Here is an 18,422-nt window from a genome sequence, read left to right as displayed (position 1 = left end):
TAGTCCATGAACGCTTTAGTTGAAAACCACGCCGCGCACGTGAATTCGCGCCACCTCGACGCTTTGGAATCGGAAGCGATCCACATCATGCGCGAAGTCGCGGCCGAATGCAGCAACCCTGCGCTGCTGTTCTCGGGCGGTAAAGACTCGGTGGTCTTGCTGCGCATCGCGGAGAAGGCTTTCCGTCCCGGCAAATTCCCGTTCCCGCTGGTGCACGTCGATACCGGCCATAACTTCGCCGAAGTGATCACCTTCCGCGACAAGCGCGTGGCCGAACTGGGCGAGCGCCTGATCGTCGGCTCGGTCGAAGAGTCGATCAAAAAAGGCACGGTGCGCCTGCGTAATCCGCTGACCGATTCGCGCAACGCCGCGCAGGCGGTCACGCTGCTGGAGACCATCGCCGAACACGGCTTCGACGCCTGCATCGGCGGCGCCCGCCGCGACGAAGAGAAGGCCCGCGCCAAGGAGCGCATCTTCTCCTTCCGCGACGAATTCGGCCAGTGGGATCCGAAGTCGCAACGCCCGGAACTGTGGGACCTGTATAACACCCGCGTTCATCCAGGCGAGAACATGCGCGTGTTCCCGATCTCGAACTGGACCGAGCTCGATGTGTGGATGTACATCGCCCGCGAAAAGCTGGAACTGCCGCCGATCTACTTCGCCCACGAACGCCAGGTCATCCCGCGCAACGGCCTGCTGGTGCCGCTGACCGACCTGACCCCGGCGCGCGAAGGCGAGACCGTCGAAACGCAAGTGGTGCGCTTCCGCACCGTCGGCGACATCTCCTGCACCTGCCCGGTGTCGTCGGATGCGGCCACGGTGGAGCAGATCATCGCCGAAACCGCAGTCACGCAAATCACCGAACGCGGCGCCACCCGGATGGACGACCAGACCTCCGAGGCTTCGATGGAAAAACGTAAAAAAGCAGGATACTTCTGATGAATGCACTGAATGAGAATCTGACTGAACGCGGCCTGCTGCGCTTCATCACCGCCGGCTCCGTCGACGACGGCAAATCCACCCTGATCGGCCGCCTGCTGTTCGACAGCAAAGGCATCTTCGCCGACCAACTGGACGCAATGTCGCGCTCCAAGCACAAGCGCACCGTCGGCGACGCCGTCGACCTGTCGCTGCTGACCGACGGCCTGGAAGCCGAACGCGAACAAGGCATCACCATCGACGTGGCCTACCGCTACTTCGCCACGCCGAAGCGCAAGTTCATCATCGCCGACACGCCGGGCCACGAGCAGTACACCCGCAACATGGTCACCGGCGCTTCGACCGCCGATGCCGTCATCATCCTGATCGACGTCTCGAAAGTGAAGCTGCACGAAGACGGCGGCGTGGACCTGCTGATCCAGACCAAGCGCCACTCGACCATCGCCCACCTGCTGCAAATCGAACACGTGGTAGTCGCCGTCAACAAGATGGACCTGGTGAACTACGACCAGGCGATCTACGACCGCATCGTCAAGGCCTACCGCGAGTTCGCCGAGACGCTGGGCCTGAAGGACATCACGCCAATTCCGCTGTCCGCCCTGACCGGCGACAACGTGGTTGCCGCCAGCGAAAAACTGAGCTGGTACAAGGGCCCGACGCTGATCGAGTTGCTCGAATCGCTGTCGGTGTACGACGAGTCGCACAACGCGCCGTTCCGCTTCCCGGTGCAACTGGTGGCGCGCCACAACGGCCACGAAGCCAACGACTTCCGCGGCTACATGGGCCGTATCGAAGCCGGCAAGGTATCGGTCGGCGACAAGCTGGTGGTACAGCCTTCCGGCCAGAGCGCGACCGTCAAGGACATCGTCACGCTGGAAGGTTCGCATCAGTCGGCGGTGGTCGGTCAGTCGATCACGCTGCTGCTGAACGAATACCTGGACATCTCGCGCGGCGACCTGCTGGCCGGCGCCAGCCAGCCTGCGACCCTGCTCAAGCAATTGAAGGCGGACGTCTGCTGGATGTCCGACGAGCCGCTGGACCAGCGCCGCAAGTACTGGATCAAGCACGGCACCAAGCAGACCTCGGCCAAGATCACCGGCATTGACTCGCTGTTGGACATCAACACCCAGCAGCGCCACAACGCCGAAGGCCTGAAGCTGAACGACATCGCCCGCATCGGCCTGACCGTGCAGCAGCCGCTGGCGGCCGACGCCTACGCCGACATCCGCGCCACCGGCGCCTTCATCCTGATCGACGAAGTCACGCACCAAACCGTCGCAGCGGGCATGATCCGCCTCGGCGAATAAAGTAAGAGGAAACAGCAATGGCATCCCTTGGAAAAGTCTACCTGATCGGCGCCGGTCCCGGCGCCCAGGACCTGATCACCCTGCGCGGCGCGCGCCTGCTGGCGCAAGCCGACGTGGTGCTGCACGACGCCCTGGTGACCGAGGAGATGCTGGATCTGTGCCCTCAGGCCGAGAAAATCCTGGTCGGCAAACGCTGCGGCCAGCTATCGACCGCGCAGCAGTTCATCAACAAGCAGATGATCGACAACGCCCACAAGTTCCCGCTGGTGGTGCGCCTCAAGGGCGGCGACCCGATGCTGTTCGGCCGCGCCGACGAGGAACTGCGCGCGCTGGAAGAAGCGGGCATCGAGGTGGAAGTCGTCCCCGGCATCACCACCGCGCTGGCCGCAGCGGCCGCCAGCAAGCAGCCGCTGACCAAGCGCGGCGTAGCGCGCAGCGTCGCCTTCTTCACCTCCTCCACCGCGCCGGAACACGCCGAGCACGACGCCATCCCCGACACCGACACCCTGGTCCAGTACATGGGCGGCCGCGAAGCCATCGCCACGGCGGAACGCCTGCTGGCGCAGGGCCGCCGTCCAGACACGCCGGTGGTCGTCATCGAAAACTGCAGCCGTCCGGACCAGCATATCCGCCGCCTGACCATCGCCTCGCTGGCGCAAGGCCTGGGCGCGGCCCACGGCCCGGTGCTGGTCATGCTGGGCGACGCGATGAAAACCCGCACCCACCAGCACAGCGACGAACAACAACTCCCTTCAGCAGTACAGCAACTGAGCGCCTGATCCGTAATAGAATGTCCGTTCATACCAAACGAGGTAGTAATGGACACTGTTCACGAAGTGCTGGAACGCGCATGGAAGGCCCACTCCGACGGCGCCTTCGACAGCGCGCTTAATGACTACATCTGGCTGTTCGACGCCAGCGCCGCCGACGCGGAGACCGCGCCGCTGCGCCTGTCCTACGTGCTGGGCGCCTGGGCCAAGCTGGCGGAAGAACACCTGCCGGCGCGCCGCGCCCTGGTTGAGCTGCGCGATCGCGACAGCCAGCGCCTGCTGGCCCAGGCCGACGGCGACGCCGCCGAGGCCCTGTTCAACGACATCCGCGCCATCAACGACAAGCTGGGCGACCTGCAAAACACCTACCATCTATTCCAGCAGCTGCCACAAGCGCTGGCGCAGCAATGCGCCCGCTCCGCACTGCCGTCGATAATGGCCTGCGGCGACTACGCGCTGGCCAGCCGCCACCTGCCGCAGCCGATGCAGCACCTGGCGCAGGCGGCGGCACTGCTCAACCAGCGGCGTGCCGGCTTTAACGTGCTGACCACCGCCGGCATGTCCGCCCTGCTGGCCGAGGTGTACAACTACATCAACGAACTGGCGCTGGTGCTGGACTTGCTGAGCGGCTGCGGCGATACTGCTGCGGCGGAAGCGGCACGCGCCCAGGCAGTGACGCTGGTGCAGTCGCCGGAAGCGCGCGCCTGCGTCCAGGCGGAACTCGACGCCCCCGGCACGACGCTCGACGCCATGATCGAACTCGAAAACTCATCAGTGACCGAATAGTGAAAACGAACTACGCCCAGACCCTGCTCATCCTTGCCCTGCTGCCTGCCGCCGCCAGCGCTCCCGCCGCCATCCCGACTTACGATTTCAAGGTCGTCCACGCCTACCCGCACGACCCGCAAGCCTTCACCGAAGGCCTGCTGTACCGCGACGGCTTCCTGTACGAGAGCACCGGCCTGAATGGCAAATCGTCGATCCGCAAGGTGAGCCTGGAGACCGGCAAGGTCCTGCAGAGCAAAGACATCCCGCCGCAGTATTTCGGCGAAGGCCTGACGGTATGGAAGGATACGCTGGTCGGCCTGACCTGGCAGACCCAGACCGGCTTCGTGTTCGACCTGGCCACCTTCGAGATGCGCGGCCAGTTCGCCTACCCCGGCGAGGGCTGGGGCCTGACCCAGAACGGCAAGGAGCTGATCATGAGCGACGGCAGCGCCACGCTGCGCTTCCTCGATCCCAAGACCTTCCTCGAAGTGCGCCGCGTGAAGGTGACGGCGGACGGCATCCCGGTCGATCAGGTCAACGAGCTGGAAGTGGTGGGCGACGAGATCTTCGCCAACCTGTGGCACACCAACACCATCGCCCGCATCGATCCGGCCAACGGCAAGATCACCGGCTGGATCGACCTGGGCAAGCTGTATCCCGACGCCGGCAAAGGCCTCAACGGCGAAAACGTCATGAACGGCATCGCCTGGGACGCCGAGAAAAAGCGCCTGTTCGTCACAGGGAAATTGTGGCCCAAGCTGTACGAGATCAAGATCGTACCTAGGAAGTAAATAGCGCGATCAACTCGTCGGCCACCGCGCGCACCGGCGCGGCGCGCCGCACATCCTCGTGCATGACGATCCACAGCTTGCGCCTGACCGGGCAGGCCGGCGTGTCGATGGCGACCAGGTCGCCGTGCCGCATATCGAAGAAGTATTCCGGCAGCACCGCCACGCCGCAGCCGGCCAACGCCGCCTGGTACAGCGCGCCCAGGTCGTTCGAGCGCAGGCAGTAGCGGCGTCCGTGGCGTATCTTTTCCAGCCATTGCTGCTGCGGCGTATCCTGCATCAGCTCATCGTAGCCGACAAACTCCCATTGTTCAGGCGTGCGCGCAGCGAGATAGGCGGCGCTGGCGTACAAACGATAAGCCACTGTCGCCAGCGCCCGCACCGCCAGCCCCGGCGCAACAGGGCGATTGAAACGCAGCGCGATGTCCGACTCGCGCCGCATCAAATCCGTCTCGCGCGTCTCTCCGCGTAAATCCAGCTCGATGCCGGGCAGCCGGAAGAGCGCCGCTTTCAGGCGCGGCGCCAGCAGATACGCCGCCAGCGCCGGCGGCGCCGATACCCGTACCTTGCCATTCAACGCGGTGGCGCCGCTGGCCGCCCGCATCAAGCCGTGCAGGTTCTCTTCCATCATGCGCGCATGCGGCACCAGCGCCTTGCCGGCCGCCGTCAGCGACCAGCCCTTGGGGAAACGGTCGAACAGCTTTACCGCCAGCGCGGCCTCCAAAGCATCGATGCGCCGCGCCACCGTGGTGTGTTCGACACCGGCCGCGCGCGCGGCGCCACTCAGGGTGCCGGCGTCGTGCAAGGCCAGGAAATAGCGGAGGTGATCCCAGTCAGGTTGGTCCATTGTGCAATTATGCACATATATCGAACAGATTTCGCTAATTTCGTTCAACTGGTTTTGGCGTTATCGTGACCGTATCATCACCAAGGAGATCGCCATGAAACTGCTGAACCGATTATTTTGCCTCGCCATGTGGGTGCCCACCACGCAAGCCGCTGGCGCCGCGCCCGACTTTCCGCTGGCCGGCGCCTGGACGCTGGTCGCCGCCGACCGGATACTCCCGGACGGCACGCGCGTGCGCGACTACGGCGACGCACCCGCCGGCCTGATGATGATCGATAAACAGGGTCGCTACAGCGTGCAGATCTATCGCGCCGACCGGCCGCGCTTCACCGGCGGCGACAAAAAGAGCGGCACGCCGGCCGAATTCGAGGCGGCCGTCTTCGGATCGAGCACGCACTTCGGCAGCGTCGCCATCGACAGTGAGACCCATACGCTGACCTTCAGCATCGCCAGCGCGGCCTTTTCAAATTGGGAGGGAACGCAGCAGAAGCGCAGCTACGAATTGAACGGGGATGAACTCAGCTACCGCGTGCCGGCCAGGCCGGACGGGCAAATTCCGCTGTCAGTCTGGCGTCGCCTGCGCTGACAGCGAGGCCACGCAGTAGTCGGACAAGGCGTTGAGCACGGCCGCGTTCTCGCCGGCAGCTTCGACCACGTTGATCGTCGCCTGCGGATGATCGAGACGCAGCTGTTCAACCATCAGCGGCAGGTCGCGCAACACATGACCGCCCTGCCCCAGGAACACCGGCACCACCGTGATCTGCGTGACGCCGTCGGCGGTCAGCTCGGCCACCAGCTCCGGCAAGCGCGGCGTCATCAGCTCCAGGAAAGCCAGCGACACCCGGACCTCCGGCGTGCGCGCCTGCGTCAGGTCGCGCAGCCGTTCGAACGGCGCCGCCCACGACGCGGCACGGGCGCCATGTGCAAAAAGAACCAGTGCTTGCTTGCTCATCTAATGTCGCTCCACCCACCACAAGGCCCCCAACGCCAGCAGCAGGAACAATAAGCTGGGCGCGATCGCCGTCACGAACGCAGGGAACGCGCTCAGCATGCCCAGGTGCGAGAACAGGGAGTTCACCAGCTGGAAGCTGACACCGATCATGATACCGACAAAAACCTTCAGACTCACGCCGCCGCTGCGCGTGTGCAGGTAGCCGAACGGCAGCGCCAGCGCCATCAGCACGAAAATCGCCAGCGGGTCGAACAGCTTCTTCCAGAAGGCGATCTTGAAGCGCTCGGTTTCCTGCTTGTTCTCTTGCAGGTGGCGGGTGTAGACCGCCAGCTCGTTGGCCGACATGCGGTCCGGATCCGAGCCGGCCACCGACAGGATCTTCGGCGTCACTTCAGACAGCAGGTCCTTGGTGGCGCTATGGCGGGTTTCGATCAGGCCGGTGCCCTGGGCGAAGTTGTTGGCCAGGTTGGCTTCGCTGTCGGGCTTGAGCAGCGCCGGATTGGTGAAGATATTTTCCGTCACATCCGACAGTTGCCAGCTATTGTTACCCTTGAAGGTGCCGATCTTGGCCAGCGTGATCGAACGCAGGCGGAAGCTGGTGTCGAACTCGTACAGCTTGACGTCGACCAGCGTGCCGTCCGGCTGTACCTGGCGCACGTTGAAGAAGCGCGAGCCGGTCACGGTGCCGCTCATGCCGTCCGACTTGACGATATCCTTGGTCCACAGGCCGGAGCGGAACTCCGACGAGATCGCGGCGCCGCGCGCGCTCAGCTTGATTTTTTCGGCCAGCGGCGCGGTGCGCGGCGCAATCAGCTCGCCGAAAATGAAGGTGACGATCACCAGCACGAAGCCGATCTTGGCCAGCATCCAGGCCACCGTGCCGGTCGACATGCTGGCGGCGCGCATGATGGTGAATTCGGACGTCGCCGCGAACTGCGCCATCGTGTAGATGGTGCCGATCAGCGCCGCCAACGGCATCACCTCGTACACGTGGGCAGGCAGCCGCACCAGCACATACAGGAAGGCATACTGGATGGTGTAGCCGTTCTTGCCGACCGACGGCAACTCACCCGTCAGGTCCATGAACGCTTGCAGCGCCAGGAAGGCGACCAGCAGGAATGCCACCGCCTGCAAAATGGTGGTGGCGAAATAGCGTTGCAGGATTCTCATTGCGATACAACTTTCTTGTCAGCGGCGCGCGAGCGCTTCAACGCCGCCAACAACGCCAGCGGATGGTAACGATGGTTCAGGTTCAGGCGCCAGGCGAACAGCACGAACACCAGCAGCGCGACGACCAGGTGCAGCGGCCACCACGACAGCACGAACGCCGATTTGCCTTGCTTGACGCTGGCCTCCACCAGCTTGACCATATTGCTGTAGCTGAAGAAGATCAGCAGCGCGATGATCAGGTTTGCCGAGCTGCCGGCGCGCGGATTGACAAAGCCCAGCGGGATCGCCAGCAGTATCAGCACCAGGCAGGTGAGCGGCTGCGCGATGCGCCACAACACCTCCGCGCGCCCGACCGGGGTGGTATCGGAGAGCAGTTCCATGATCGGCACGGCGGCGACATTACGCTCGGTGTCCATGTCCTGGTTCTGGCTGGTCACGCGCATGCTGTAGCTCTCGAACTCCATGGTCTGGAAGTCCGATTGGCCGGGCGTGCCCTGGTAGCGGCGGCCGTTCTTCAGCACCAGGAAGCGTTCGCCCTTGGCGCCGGTGTTGACCACGCCCTCGCGCGCGACGATGACGGCGGTGCCGTGTTCGTCGACCGTGTTGACGAACACGTTCTGCACCACTGCGGTCTTGCCGGCCACGCCCTCGACGAAGAAGATGCGGTTGGCCGATGCCGATTCTTTGAACTGCCCAGGCGAGACCTTCTGCAGATCCTCGCGCTTTTCAAAGCGCTCCACGTATTCCGAGCTTTTCTGCTTGGCCCATGGCGTGGCGACGAAGCTCAGGGCAGCCGTCGCCAGCACCAGCGGCAGGCCGAAGGTCAGCACCGGCGCTATCCATTTGGTCAGACTCAGGCCAGAAGCGAACCACACCACCATCTCGGAATCGCGATAGGTGCGCGTGACGACCATCAGCACCGAAATAAAGCTGGTGAGGATCACAAGAGTTGGCAGATAATTCAAGGCTGCGAAAGCGATCAGCGCGAGCACGTCGCCGGAGGCTACCTTGCCGCCGGCAGCCATGCCGAGGACACCAATCAGTGTCCAGGTGACGCAGATGCTGAACAGCACGGTGAAGGTGGCGCCGGCGGCACTTGCCATTTCACGTCTTAGGGCGCGTTGAAAGATCATTCGAAAGTTATAATTCGGTAGTTAAGGGCCTCACAGGGCCACAAGTTTAAATAACAGCCTCTCAAACAGGCTGGCAATTCGTACACGACACGGAGAATCAAATGGACTTTAGCATAAAAGCATTCGACACAAAAAACACCATCGCTTCGGCCAAAGCCGGCGTTGTCGCCGTCGCGGTCTTTGAGAACAAGAAGCTGTCGCAGGCCGCCAAGGCGCTGGATGGTTCCGGTGAAATCACGGCTGCGCTGAAGTCCGGCGACATCTCCGGCAAAGCCGGCACCACCCTGCTGCTGCGCGGCGTGAAAGGCGCGAGCGCCGAACGCGTGCTGCTGGTCGGCCTGGGTAGCGACGATGGCGTCAGCGAGAAGAATTTCGCCAGCGGCGTGTCCGCGGCGCTGAAGGCTTTCTCCGCGCTGGGCGCGAGCGACGCTATTATCGCACTGCCGATGACCGAAGTGAAAGAGCGCGACGTCAATTGGGCGATCCGCTGCGTGGTGCAAAGCGCGCACGAAAGCGTGTTCCGCACCGATGGCCAGAAGAGCAAGAAGGATCCGGCGCCAACCGGCGTGAAGAAAATCGCGCTGGCCGTGCCGAATACCGCCGCCACCAAGCTGGCGCTGGCCCAGGCCGAGGCGATCGCCAACGGCATGGACCTGACCAAGGAACTGGGCAACCTGTCGGCCAACATCTGCACCCCGACCTACCTGGCCAACACCGCCAAGAAGCTGGGCAAGGACTACAAGTTCGACGTTGAAGTGCTGGACCGCAAACAGCTGGAAGCGCTGAAGATGAACAGCTTCCTGTCCGTCACCAACGGCAGCGAGCAGCCGCCGAAGTTCATCATCCTCAAGCACATGGGCGGCAAGCCTAAGGATGCGCCGGTGGTGCTGGTCGGTAAAGGCATCACCTTCGACACCGGCGGCATTTCGCTGAAGGCCGGTCCAGGCATGGACGAGATGAAGTACGACATGGGCGGCGCCGCGTCGGTGCTGGGCACCTTCCGCGCCATCGGCGAGATGAACCTGAAGCTGAACGTGATCGGCGTGATCGCCGCCTGCGAGAACATGCCTTCCGGCCGCGCCACCAAGCCGGGCGACATCGTCACCTCGATGAACGGCCTGACTATCGAGATCCTGAACACCGACGCCGAAGGCCGCCTGGTGCTGTGCGATGCGCTGGCCTACGCCGAGCGCTTCAACCCGGCCGCCGTGATCGACATCGCCACGCTGACCGGCGCCTGCATCGTCGCCCTGGGCCACCACAAGAGCGGCCTGTTCACGCGTGACGACGACACCCACAACAAACTGGCCGACGAGATCATGGCCGCAGGTAAAGCCGCCGGCGACACCGCGTGGCGCCTGCCGATCGGTGAAGAGTACAACGAGCAGCTGAAGTCCAACTTCGCCGACCTGGCCAACATCGGCACGCCGGGCGGCGCGTCGTGCACCGCCGCGGCCTTCCTGGAGAACTTCACCCGCAAGTACACCTGGGCCCACCTGGACATCGCCGGTACCGCATGGAAATCGGGCGGCGCCAAAGGTGCTACCGGCCGTCCGGTACCGCTGCTGTCGAACTTCCTGATCGGCCGTACCAACTAATAGAGCGTCACCCCGGCAGCCGGCGGCGGCAGCGCATCGCGCTCCGCCGCCGGGTGCATCACCACCGTCAGCGTGGCTGGATAGTCATAAGCCGCGCCGGTATTCTTGTCGATGAAGTAGCCGACACCCGCCGTCAGCGCCAGATTCCCCCACAGATTCCCGTCCACCTTGGAGTCGACCTTTTCGTAGGCCCAGCCCGCGCCCTCTTTCTGGCAATCGATGCGCAGCGCGCCCGCGCTCTTGCGCAACGTAACGCGCGCTGGCGTGGTCACGAACCATTTGCCGACGTCGTTGTACAGCACGCAGCCGACACCGGCGATCTCGCGATGATCGAGCACGGTTTGCACCAGCACGTTTTGTTGGGTGGATTCAGTCAGGGAGGCGCAGCCGGCCAATAGGGATAGCAGCGCGGAAGCGCTGGCAACGGCGGCTGCAACGGGGCGGAAATACATGGTCTGCCTCAGGGTTAGTGGGTCAGACCAGTGTAGCAGCCCGCGAACGGTTCTATATGCTCAATCAAGAGGCGTAAAGCGTTGCACTTTTACGCCATCGACTTCGATCATTTCAAAAAACACGTCTTTCGGCCGGGTCCAGATGGATCCGTTCGCGGCGCGATAAACGATCATGGCACTCAGATCGGATTCCAGGATGGCCTCGCATACCAGTTCGTAGAGGCCCCCTTTGTAGTGCTTGAAGCGCATCCGGGTCAGGCGTTATGCCGTACCGGCTCAGCCGCTGCAATGCGTTCTTCCGCCTGCTCTTGCTGCTTCTTCTTCAGACCCTGCACCACTTTCAGGATATCGTCCATGCCACGTTCACCGCCCAGGGTGGAGAACGCATCCAGCACTTCGTTCAGCACCTGGTTGCGCACCTCAGCCTCGTCGGAGTTGATGACCGGCGGACGTTGAACGGCAGCCTTGGCCTTTTCCAGCGCGGCGGCTTCCTTTTGTGCAGCCGTCTTGCGGCCGCCCGGCGTTTTGCCGTGCTCCAACGCAGCTTGCCAGATGACCCAGCGGCGTTGCGTTTCAAAAACCAGGTACTCTTCTGGTTTGTCTTCCCGGCGTCGGACGATGTGACCGTCTTTCTGCGCCCACGTCTCGAATGCAGCTCGCATTTTAATTCCTTTGTAAATGCGCTACGCGCAATTCACTGTTAAAACCACAAGTAATTTCCCTATAGTACCATTTCTTGTTGATGTACAACACAAAAATGAACCCCGGACACTACTATTTTTGATTGCTCGACGGAAATACAAGTTTTCCACCCAATTTGTATCAGTATATTTCTATTTTGCTTATTTTGTCTTTATTTACCGTTCTATTTTGACAACAACGAGACACTCCTAGCAATTTTTTTTTAATTTCACACATTTTGCAACATTTTAGGCGTTGGCAGTGCCCGCACGAAAGACTTTTTCATGTTTTTTTATAAAAATCGTCAAATTAACAATCCCATGTGTTAAATCAAGATGCTGTAAGATTCGCTCATGCAGGCTAAAGCCTCCCCCAAAACCCGCAAGGACACTGACTCAGATGAAAATAGCCACATGGAATGTTAACTCACTCAACGTTCGCCTGACGCACGTCTTGAAATGGCTAGAGGAGAACCCTATCGATGTCCTCTGCATTCAAGAAACAAAATTAACGGACGACAAGTTTCCGGTGGCCGCCATCGAGGCCGCCGGCTATCAGGTCGCCTACAGTGGCCAGAAAACCTATAACGGCGTCGCCATCCTGTCCAAACTGCCGATCGCCGACGTCATCAAGAACAATCCGCGCTACGAAGACCCGCAGCAGCGCATCCTGGCCGCCACCATCGATGGCGTGCGCGTGGTGTGCGCCTACGTGCCCAACGGCCAAAGCGTCGACTCCGACAAATACGAGTACAAATTGGGCTGGCTGTCGTCGTTCCACGACTGGATCAAGGAAGAAGCCGCGCTGCATCCGCAGCTGGCGGTGCTGGGCGACTACAACATCGCGCCGGAAGACCGCGACGTCCACGATCCGGCCGCGTGGGCCGGCCAGGTGCTGGTATCCGACAAGGAGCGCGCCGCCCTCACCCGTTTGCTCGACATCGGCCTGACCGATTCCTACCGCCTGTTCGAACAGCCGGAAAAATCGTTCAGCTGGTGGGACTACCGCGCGCTGGGCTTCCGCCTCAACAAAGGCCTGCGCATCGATCACATCCTGCTGTCGCCGGCGCTGGTGGCCCGTTGCAGCGCCTGCGTGATCGACCGCGCACCGCGCAAGTGGGAACAGCCGTCCGACCACGCTCCGGTGATCGCCACGCTGGATTAAGTTAAAGCCTGGGCAGCAGCAGCTGGGCCGTCGCGTGCGGCACCGGCTGCGAGAACAGATAGCCCTGCGCATACTGGCAGCCGTTGCGCTGCAATAGCGCGTACTGGCCTTCGGTCTCCACCCCCTCCGCCACCACCGACAGCTGCAGGCTGTCCGACAGCGCGATGATCGCCGCCACAATCGCGCGGTCTTCCGCGCTCTCTTCCAGGTCCTTGATGAAGGCGCGGTCGATCTTGATCTTCTTGACCGGGAAACGCTTCAGGTAGGCCAGGCTTGAATAGCCGGTGCCGAAATCGTCGATCGACAAGCGGATACCCATGGCGTTGATCTGGCCCAGGATGTCCAGCGTCTGCTCGCCGTGCTGCATCAGCGCCGTCTCGGTGATCTCGAATTCAATCAGCGACGGATCGATGCCGGTTTCGTCGAGGATGGCGCGGATCGACTCGATCAGCCCACGATGCATGAACTGGCGCGGCGACAGGTTCACCGCCAGCGGCACCGGCGCCAGGCCGGCGTGCTGCCACGCCATGCTTTGCTTGCAGGCCTGGCGTATCACCCACTCGCCGATCGGCACGATCAGGCCATTATCCTCGATGATGGGGATGAAGTGGTCCGGCAGCACCAGCTCGCCGCCGCCACGGCGCCAGCGCAGCAGCACCTCCATCGTGTGCAGGCGGCGCGTGCCGATGTCCATGATGGGCTGGAAGTGCAGCTCGAACTCGTCCTGCGCCAGCGCGCCGCGCAGGCTGGACTCCAGCTCGAAGTGGGCCGCCGCCGTCTGGTTCATCGCCTCTTTGAAGTACTGGTAATTGTTCCTGCCGCTGGCCTTGGCGTGGTACATGGCGGCGTCGGCGTGGCGCATCAGGGTCTCGACGTCGCCGCCGTCGTCCGGATACACGCAGATGCCGATCGACGGCGTGATGTGCAGGTTGCGGCCTTCGAGCGGGAAGCTGTCCGACAGCGCCTCGATGATCTTCTCCGCCACATGGCTGGCCTCTTCGGACGAGCGGATGCCCGGCACCAGCACCACGAACTCGTCGCCGCCCAGGCGGGCCACGGTGTCGCTGGCGCGCACCGCGCGGCACAGGCGGCTCGCCACTTCCTTCAGCAGCTGGTCGCCGGTCATGTGGCCCAGCGAATCGTTGATGGTCTTGAAGCGATCCAGGTCGATGAACATCACCGCCAGCCGGCGCTCGGAACGCTGCGCCGCCAGCATGGCGCGGTCCAGCCGGTCCGACAGCAGCGCGCGGTTCGGCAGGCCGGTCAGGCTGTCGTGGTAGGCCATGTGGTGCACGCGGGCCTCGGCCTGGCGGCGTTCGACGATCTCGCCTTGCAGCAGCGCGTTGGCGCCGGCCAGTTCGGCGGTGCGTTCCAGCACCCGCACTTCCAGGTCGTCGCGCGCGCGGCTGACCGCATCGGCCGCTTCGCGCCGCTCGGTGATATCGTCCACCAGCCATACCGAACGCCCGGTGGCCTGCGCCAGGTCGAACGGACGGCCGGACAGCCGGCCCCAGAACGTGCTGCCGTCCTTGCGCACCAGCTGGTATTCGGAGGCGTGCACGCGGCCGGCGTGGAAGTCGTCGGCGGTGGCGGCGCGCGCCGCTTCCCACGCATCCTTGTCGGCGTAGAAGGCCTGCACGCTCAGCTGGTTCATCTCGCCGGGCGCGTAGCCGAACAGCTCCTCCATCTTGGTGTTGCAGCGCAGGTTGCGGCCCTGCTCCACCACCGAGATGCCCAGCACCGCGCTGTCCAGGATGGCCTGGTTTTCCAGCAGCGCGTTGCGCAGCGATTCCTCGGCGCGCTTTTGCTCGGTGCGGTCCTCGATCACCCAGATCGTGCCCTGGGTCGGATCGTCGGGATTGACCACGTAGCCGATCAGCTGCGCCCACATCAGGGTATCGTCGGAGCGGCGCATCTCCATCTCGATCTGGAACGGCTTGCCGATCGACAGGAAGGGATAGGCTTGCGCGCCCAGTTTTTCGTAGGACTCCTGCGACGGATACAGCGCGCGGCCGGGCAGGCCCAGGCCGGCGTCGCCCTCGTAGCGGAACATCTCGCCGAAGCCGCGGTTGTAGCGTGTGATGACGCGGTTCTTGGTGAACAGGATGCTCATCGAGGCGTTGGTCATGATGGCCTCGACCTCCATCTGCGTCTGGCGCGTGCTGGTCACGTCCTCCAGGATCCAGATGGTGCCGCCTTCGCTGTGCGCGTCGTCCACCGCCTTGGCGCGCACGCGACACCAGAACAAGCTGCCATCCCGGCGTTTGAACTCGTATTCCTTTTTCTCGAACGGCCGGCCGGTGCCCAGCAAGGGCGCGGCCTCGCGGCCGAATTCCTCGTAGCGCTCCTGCGACGGGAACACCATGGCCGACGGCTGCCCCACCATTTCGTCGATGTCGTAGCCGAACATCTCCGCCATGCGCGGATTACAGCTCAACATGACCTGCGCCTTGCTGAACAGGATGCCGACCGAGGCGTTGTCCAGGATCGCCTTCTGCTCCAGCAGCAGCTGGCGGGTCGCCTCTTCATGCCGCTTCTGCGCGCTGCGGTCGTCGAAGATCCAGATGGTGTCCTGCTGCGTGCGGCCCGGATTGATCACGTAGCCGAAGGCGTGCGCCCAGAAGGTCGAGCCGTCCTGGCGCCGCATCTCCATCTCGGCCTGGTAGGGCTTGCCGCGCGCCAGCAGCGGCCGCGCCTTGCGCACCACCGCGTCGAACGCTTCCTGCGACGGATACAGCGTCGACGTCAGCTGGCCGACGCCGCCATCGTCGTTGAAGCCGAAGAATTCGGCGAAGCGGTGGTTGTAGCGCAGGATGCGGTTGTCGCGCTGGAAGCCGATCGCCAGCGGCGCGCTGTCCATGATGGCCTGCATCTCCAGCAGCGCGCGGCGCAGCTTCTCTTCGTCGATGCGGTGCTCGTTGATGTCTTCCATGATCCATACCGTGCCTTCGGCGGTGTGGATAGGATCGATGGCGCGGCCGAACAGGCGGGCCCAGAACAGCGAGCCATCCTTGCGGCGCAACTGCGCCTCCTGCATGAAGGACAGGCCCTGCGACAGCGGCGGGCCGGCCTTGCGGCCCAGGTCGACGAAGTCCGCTTCGCTCGGATAGACGGTGACGCTGGCCACGCCTTCCAGCTCCTGGCGGCTGTAGCCCAGCATTTCGGCGCAGCGGATATTGCACTCCTGGATAACCCCGTCCTTGCTGAACAGGATGCCGACGGCGGCGTTCTCCAGGATGGCCTGCTGCTCCAGCAGCGTCTTGCGCAGGGAGCGCTGGTCGCGCTCCACCGCGCTGATGTCGTGGAAGACGATGGTGGCGCCCTGCACCGCCGAACTGGCCGGCAGCGGCTTGCTCCATGCCTGCACCGACAGGTATTGGCCGTTGGCGCAGGTCAGGCAGCTGTCCCAGCGCCGGCCCGCATTGGAGGCCTCCAGCGCCGCGTCGAGCGCCTCGACGCTGGCGCCGCGCACGTGGCGCGCGAACAGGTCGGCTATCGGCCTGCCGCCGGGGTCGAAACCCAGCAACTCCACCAGCTCCGGATTGGCAGCCAGCACCACGCCATCGGTGCCATAGGCGCACGCGGGAACGCCGATCAGCGCCAGCGCGTCAGCTACGAAATCAGGATTGGTCGAAACTCGATTCATGTACACCAATGGCACCCAATAAAAGATGCCACCTCGCCCGTTACTTTCCGGCAGCATAGTTGGCAGATCATAAACCACATTGGGCGCATTAGCCATCGCACACACCGAGCGGCGCCCCTAAAAACGACAATGCCCGGCGAACCAGGCATTGTCGTCATCTGACCACTTGTCAATTACATCAGTGAGCGCTGGCTCCTGCGGCGCCGATACCGGTCTCCGAGCGCATTTCCTGCGCCTCGTAGCCGGCGCGGTCGATGCGCGCGCGAGGACTCTTATCCAGCACCGAGAACAGCCAGATGCTGGCGAAGGCCGCAGGTATCGAGAAGATAGCCGGCGACGCGTACGGGAACAGCGCATCGGCATGGCCCAGCACATCGACCCAGACCGATTTCGACACCACGGTCAGCACCACGGCCGTGGTCAGGCCGATGAAGCCGCCCACGGTGGCGCCGCGGGTGGTGCAGTCCTTCCACAGCACTGACATGAACAGCACCGGGAAGTTGGCCGAGGCGGCGATAGCGAACGCCAGCGACACCATGAACGCGATATTCTGCTTCTCGAACACGATGCCCAGCACCACGGCAACGACACCCAGCGCCACGGTGGTCAGGCGCGACACATGCAGTTCCTTGGCGCTGCTGGCCTTGCCCTTCTTGATCACGGTGGCGTAAAGGTCGTGCGATACCGCCGAAGCGCCGGACAGCGTCAGGCCGGCCACCACCGCCAGGATGGTGGCGAAAGCCACGGCCGAGATAAAGCCGAGGAAGACATTGCCGCCCACGGCCTTGGCCAGGTGGATCGCCGCCATGTTATTCCCGCCTAGTAGTTTGCCGGCGGCGTCCTTGAACTCGGGATTGGTGCTCACCAAAACGATGGCGCCGAAACCGATGATGAAGGTCAGCACGTAGAAGTAGGCGATCCAGCTGGTGGCCCAGAACACCGACTTGCGTGCCTCCTTCGCGCTAGGCACGGTGAAGAAGCGCATCAGGATGTGCGGCAGGCCGGCGGTGCCGAACATCAGCGCCATGCCGAACGAGATCGCCGACACCGGATCCTTGATGAAAGTGCCCGGTCCCATGATGGCGTCCTTCTTGGCGTGGATCTCGACCGACTTGGCGAACAGAGCCTCGGGGCTGAAGTTAAACTGCGCCATCACCACGAAGGCCATGAAAGTGGCGCCGCCCAGCAGCATCACCGCCTTGATGATCTGCACCCAGGTGGTCGCGGTCATGCCGCCGAACAGCACGTAGATCATCATCAACGAACCTACCAGCACCACCGCGATCCAGTATTCAAGACCGAACAGCAATTTGATCAGCTGCCCCGCGCCGACCATCTGCGCGATCAGGTAGAACGCCACCACCACCAGCGTGCCGGAAGCGGAGAAGATGCGGATCGGCGCCTGCTTGAAGCGGTAGGCGGCGACATCGGCAAAGGTGAAGCGGCCCAGGTTGCGCAGGCGCTCCGCCATCAGGAAGGTGATCACCGGCCAGCCGACCAGGAAGCCGATGGCATAGATCAGGCCATCGTAACCGTTGAGGAACACCGCTGCGGAAATTCCGAGGAAGGACGCAGCCGACATGTAGTCGCCGGCGATGGCCAGGCCGTTCTGGAAGCCGGTGATGCCGCCACCGGCGGTGTAGAAATCAGATGCCGATTTGGTCTTGGCGGCCGCCCACTTGGTGACGAACAGCGTGAAGATGACGAAGGCGCCGAACATGGTGATCGCGGTCCAGTTGGTCGGCTGCTTGACCGCTTGCCCCAGATCAACTCCGGCCGCAAGCGCCGCTCCGCCAGCGCCCAGCAGCGTCAACGCGGCGAGCCCGCGCAGCATGCGTTGAGCGGCGTTCATGCCCGCACCCGTTCTTGAATCGCGTGGGTCAGGTCGTCGAATTGCTTGTTGGCGCGACGTACATAGATGCCGGTGACCAGCACAGTGAACACGATCACGAACAGGCCGATCGGCATCCCCCACGTCATCACGCCAGCGCCGGTCTTCGACGCCAGCAGCTCCTTGTCGAAAGCGATCAGCAGGATGTAGCCGTAATAGACCAGCATCATCACCGCAGTCAGCGCCCAGCCGAAACGGGAGCGGGCCTTGACCAGCTTGTGATAGCTGGGGTCCCGCTTGATTTTTTGAACCAGATCGTCATGCATCGCGTGTCTCCTGTGTTGTTTGTCACCACAATAAACAGCGAGGCTTACCG

18 protein-coding genes are annotated in these 18,422 nt (G+C 63.2%); 8 read left to right on the top strand and 10 right to left on the bottom strand.

Annotated features, from left to right (window positions below; translation table 11 throughout):
• Positions 1-6 precede the first annotated feature (6 nt).
• From cysD to D0T21_RS23975, 5 genes are read left to right on the top strand one after another with little or no spacing between them, the layout of a single operon-like run.
• A complete protein-coding gene (gene cysD / locus D0T21_RS23995) occupies positions 7-939 on the top strand; it encodes a sulfate adenylyltransferase subunit CysD (protein ID WP_116993045.1) in 933 nt (310 codons plus the stop codon).
• Positions 939-2,246 (top strand): sulfate adenylyltransferase subunit 1, encoded by a 1,308-nt coding sequence (locus tag D0T21_RS23990; RefSeq protein WP_116993043.1) that lies wholly within the window; start codon positions 939-941, stop codon positions 2,244-2,246. Before cysD ends, D0T21_RS23990 begins: the two co-directional genes overlap by 1 nt.
• A gap of 17 nt (positions 2,247-2,263) precedes the next feature.
• Positions 2,264-3,025 carry a uroporphyrinogen-III C-methyltransferase gene (gene cobA / locus D0T21_RS23985; protein ID WP_116993042.1) on the top strand — a complete coding sequence of 254 codons (762 nt, stop codon included), beginning with the start codon at positions 2,264-2,266 and terminating at the stop codon, positions 3,023-3,025.
• Between the two features lie 39 nt (positions 3,026-3,064).
• Positions 3,065-3,802 carry a hypothetical protein gene (locus D0T21_RS23980; protein ID WP_116993040.1) on the top strand — a complete coding sequence of 246 codons (738 nt, stop codon included), beginning with the start codon at positions 3,065-3,067 and terminating at the stop codon, positions 3,800-3,802.
• Positions 3,802-4,575, top strand: a complete 774-nt coding sequence (locus D0T21_RS23975; RefSeq protein ID WP_116993038.1) for a glutaminyl-peptide cyclotransferase — start codon at positions 3,802-3,804, stop codon at positions 4,573-4,575. Before D0T21_RS23980 ends, D0T21_RS23975 begins: the two co-directional genes overlap by 1 nt.
• Here the strand turns inward: D0T21_RS23975 and D0T21_RS23970 are convergent.
• Positions 4,565-5,419: a LysR family transcriptional regulator gene (locus D0T21_RS23970; RefSeq protein WP_116993037.1), complete on the bottom strand. Its 855-nt coding sequence runs from the start codon at positions 5,417-5,419 to the stop codon at positions 4,565-4,567. The genes D0T21_RS23975 and D0T21_RS23970 overlap by 11 nt on opposite strands.
• Before the next feature lie 94 nt (positions 5,420-5,513).
• Between D0T21_RS23970 and D0T21_RS23965 the strand changes: the two genes are divergently transcribed.
• Complete coding sequence (locus D0T21_RS23965) at positions 5,514-6,005, top strand: lipocalin-like domain-containing protein (protein ID WP_116993085.1); 492 nt, start codon at positions 5,514-5,516, stop codon at positions 6,003-6,005.
• Here the strand turns inward: D0T21_RS23965 and D0T21_RS23960 are convergent.
• The 3 genes from D0T21_RS23960 to lptF are packed head-to-tail and all read right to left on the bottom strand — an operon-like array spanning position 5,982 to position 8,644.
• A complete protein-coding gene (locus tag D0T21_RS23960) occupies positions 5,982-6,371 on the bottom strand; it encodes a sirohydrochlorin chelatase (RefSeq protein WP_116993035.1) in 390 nt (129 codons plus the stop codon). The genes D0T21_RS23965 and D0T21_RS23960 overlap by 24 nt on opposite strands.
• Complete coding sequence (lptG, locus tag D0T21_RS23955; protein ID WP_116993034.1) at positions 6,372-7,541, bottom strand: LPS export ABC transporter permease LptG; 1,170 nt, start codon at positions 7,539-7,541, stop codon at positions 6,372-6,374.
• On the bottom strand, positions 7,538-8,644 hold the full coding sequence (gene lptF, locus D0T21_RS23950) for an LPS export ABC transporter permease LptF (protein ID WP_229211618.1): 1,107 nt from the start codon (positions 8,642-8,644) through the stop codon (positions 7,538-7,540). The genes lptG and lptF overlap by 4 nt, the downstream gene beginning before the upstream one ends.
• A 131-nt stretch (positions 8,645-8,775) precedes the next feature.
• Here lptF and D0T21_RS23945 point away from each other — a divergent pair, with 131 nt between their 5' ends.
• Positions 8,776-10,272 carry a leucyl aminopeptidase gene (locus D0T21_RS23945; RefSeq protein WP_116993032.1) on the top strand — a complete coding sequence of 499 codons (1,497 nt, stop codon included), beginning with the start codon at positions 8,776-8,778 and terminating at the stop codon, positions 10,270-10,272.
• Here the strand turns inward: D0T21_RS23945 and D0T21_RS23940 are convergent.
• From D0T21_RS23940 to D0T21_RS23930, 3 genes are read right to left on the bottom strand one after another with little or no spacing between them, the layout of a single operon-like run.
• The gene (locus D0T21_RS23940) at positions 10,269-10,724 is read right to left on the bottom strand and encodes a hypothetical protein (protein WP_116993031.1); all 456 of its coding nucleotides are present in this window, start codon (positions 10,722-10,724) and stop codon (positions 10,269-10,271) included. The two genes, D0T21_RS23945 and D0T21_RS23940, sit on opposite strands and share 4 nt — an antisense overlap.
• A 60-nt stretch (positions 10,725-10,784) precedes the next feature.
• Positions 10,785-10,973 (bottom strand): DUF1653 domain-containing protein, encoded by a 189-nt coding sequence (locus D0T21_RS23935; RefSeq protein WP_116993029.1) that lies wholly within the window; start codon positions 10,971-10,973, stop codon positions 10,785-10,787.
• A gap of 5 nt (positions 10,974-10,978) precedes the next feature.
• Positions 10,979-11,386, bottom strand: coding sequence for a hypothetical protein (locus D0T21_RS23930; protein WP_116993028.1), 408 nt, complete (start codon positions 11,384-11,386; stop codon positions 10,979-10,981).
• Positions 11,387-11,804: 418 nt separating this feature from the next.
• Here D0T21_RS23930 and xth point away from each other — a divergent pair, with 418 nt between their 5' ends.
• Positions 11,805-12,569 carry an exodeoxyribonuclease III gene (gene xth / locus D0T21_RS23925; RefSeq protein WP_116993027.1) on the top strand — a complete coding sequence of 255 codons (765 nt, stop codon included), beginning with the start codon at positions 11,805-11,807 and terminating at the stop codon, positions 12,567-12,569.
• Between the two features lies 1 nt (position 12,570).
• Here xth and D0T21_RS23920 read toward each other — a convergent pair whose 3' ends face one another.
• From D0T21_RS23920 to D0T21_RS23910, 3 genes are all read right to left on the bottom strand, one after another.
• Positions 12,571-16,215 (bottom strand): bifunctional diguanylate cyclase/phosphodiesterase, encoded by a 3,645-nt coding sequence (locus tag D0T21_RS23920; protein ID WP_116993083.1) that lies wholly within the window; start codon positions 16,213-16,215, stop codon positions 12,571-12,573.
• 178 nt (positions 16,216-16,393) lie between these two features.
• A complete protein-coding gene (locus D0T21_RS23915) occupies positions 16,394-18,067 on the bottom strand; it encodes a cation acetate symporter (RefSeq protein WP_199538595.1) in 1,674 nt (557 codons plus the stop codon).
• The gene (locus tag D0T21_RS23910) at positions 18,064-18,372 is read right to left on the bottom strand and encodes a DUF485 domain-containing protein (protein ID WP_116993025.1); all 309 of its coding nucleotides are present in this window, start codon (positions 18,370-18,372) and stop codon (positions 18,064-18,066) included. The genes D0T21_RS23915 and D0T21_RS23910 overlap by 4 nt, the downstream gene beginning before the upstream one ends.
• Between the last annotated feature and the right edge of the window lie 50 nt (positions 18,373-18,422).

Origin of the sequence: Duganella sp. BJB476 (assembly GCF_003416895.1) — a bacterium.
Classification (GTDB): Bacteria; Pseudomonadota; Gammaproteobacteria; order Burkholderiales; family Burkholderiaceae_D; genus Rugamonas.
Note: the sequence above shows the minus strand (reverse complement) of the source record. Positions and strands in the feature narration are given on the sequence as shown.

What these genes read in the sequence shown, in the direction of transcription:
- cobA (WP_116993042.1), top strand. Translation starts at nt 2,264, where the DNA reads ATGGCATCCCTTGGAAAAGTCTACCTGATCGGCGCCGGTCCCGGCGCC.
- D0T21_RS23930 (WP_116993028.1), bottom strand. Translation starts at nt 11,386, where the DNA reads ATGCGAGCTGCATTCGAGACGTGGGCGCAGAAAGACGGTCACATCGTC.
- D0T21_RS23940 (WP_116993031.1), bottom strand. Translation starts at nt 10,724, where the DNA reads ATGTATTTCCGCCCCGTTGCAGCCGCCGTTGCCAGCGCTTCCGCGCTG.
- D0T21_RS23910 (WP_116993025.1), bottom strand. Translation starts at nt 18,372, where the DNA reads ATGCATGACGATCTGGTTCAAAAAATCAAGCGGGACCCCAGCTATCAC.
- lptF (WP_229211618.1), bottom strand. Translation starts at nt 8,644, where the DNA reads ATGGCAAGTGCCGCCGGCGCCACCTTCACCGTGCTGTTCAGCATCTGC.
- D0T21_RS23990 (WP_116993043.1), top strand. Translation starts at nt 939, where the DNA reads ATGAATGCACTGAATGAGAATCTGACTGAACGCGGCCTGCTGCGCTTC.
- D0T21_RS23965 (WP_116993085.1), top strand. Translation starts at nt 5,514, where the DNA reads ATGAAACTGCTGAACCGATTATTTTGCCTCGCCATGTGGGTGCCCACC.
- D0T21_RS23935 (WP_116993029.1), bottom strand. Translation starts at nt 10,973, where the DNA reads ATGCGCTTCAAGCACTACAAAGGGGGCCTCTACGAACTGGTATGCGAG.
- cysD (WP_116993045.1), top strand. Translation starts at nt 7, where the DNA reads ATGAACGCTTTAGTTGAAAACCACGCCGCGCACGTGAATTCGCGCCAC.
- lptG (WP_116993034.1), bottom strand. Translation starts at nt 7,541, where the DNA reads ATGAGAATCCTGCAACGCTATTTCGCCACCACCATTTTGCAGGCGGTG.
- xth (WP_116993027.1), top strand. Translation starts at nt 11,805, where the DNA reads ATGAAAATAGCCACATGGAATGTTAACTCACTCAACGTTCGCCTGACG.
- D0T21_RS23920 (WP_116993083.1), bottom strand. Translation starts at nt 16,215, where the DNA reads ATGAATCGAGTTTCGACCAATCCTGATTTCGTAGCTGACGCGCTGGCG.
- D0T21_RS23970 (WP_116993037.1), bottom strand. Translation starts at nt 5,419, where the DNA reads ATGGACCAACCTGACTGGGATCACCTCCGCTATTTCCTGGCCTTGCAC.
- D0T21_RS23960 (WP_116993035.1), bottom strand. Translation starts at nt 6,371, where the DNA reads ATGAGCAAGCAAGCACTGGTTCTTTTTGCACATGGCGCCCGTGCCGCG.
- D0T21_RS23980 (WP_116993040.1), top strand. Translation starts at nt 3,065, where the DNA reads ATGGACACTGTTCACGAAGTGCTGGAACGCGCATGGAAGGCCCACTCC.
- D0T21_RS23915 (WP_199538595.1), bottom strand. Translation starts at nt 18,067, where the DNA reads ATGAACGCCGCTCAACGCATGCTGCGCGGGCTCGCCGCGTTGACGCTG.
- D0T21_RS23945 (WP_116993032.1), top strand. Translation starts at nt 8,776, where the DNA reads ATGGACTTTAGCATAAAAGCATTCGACACAAAAAACACCATCGCTTCG.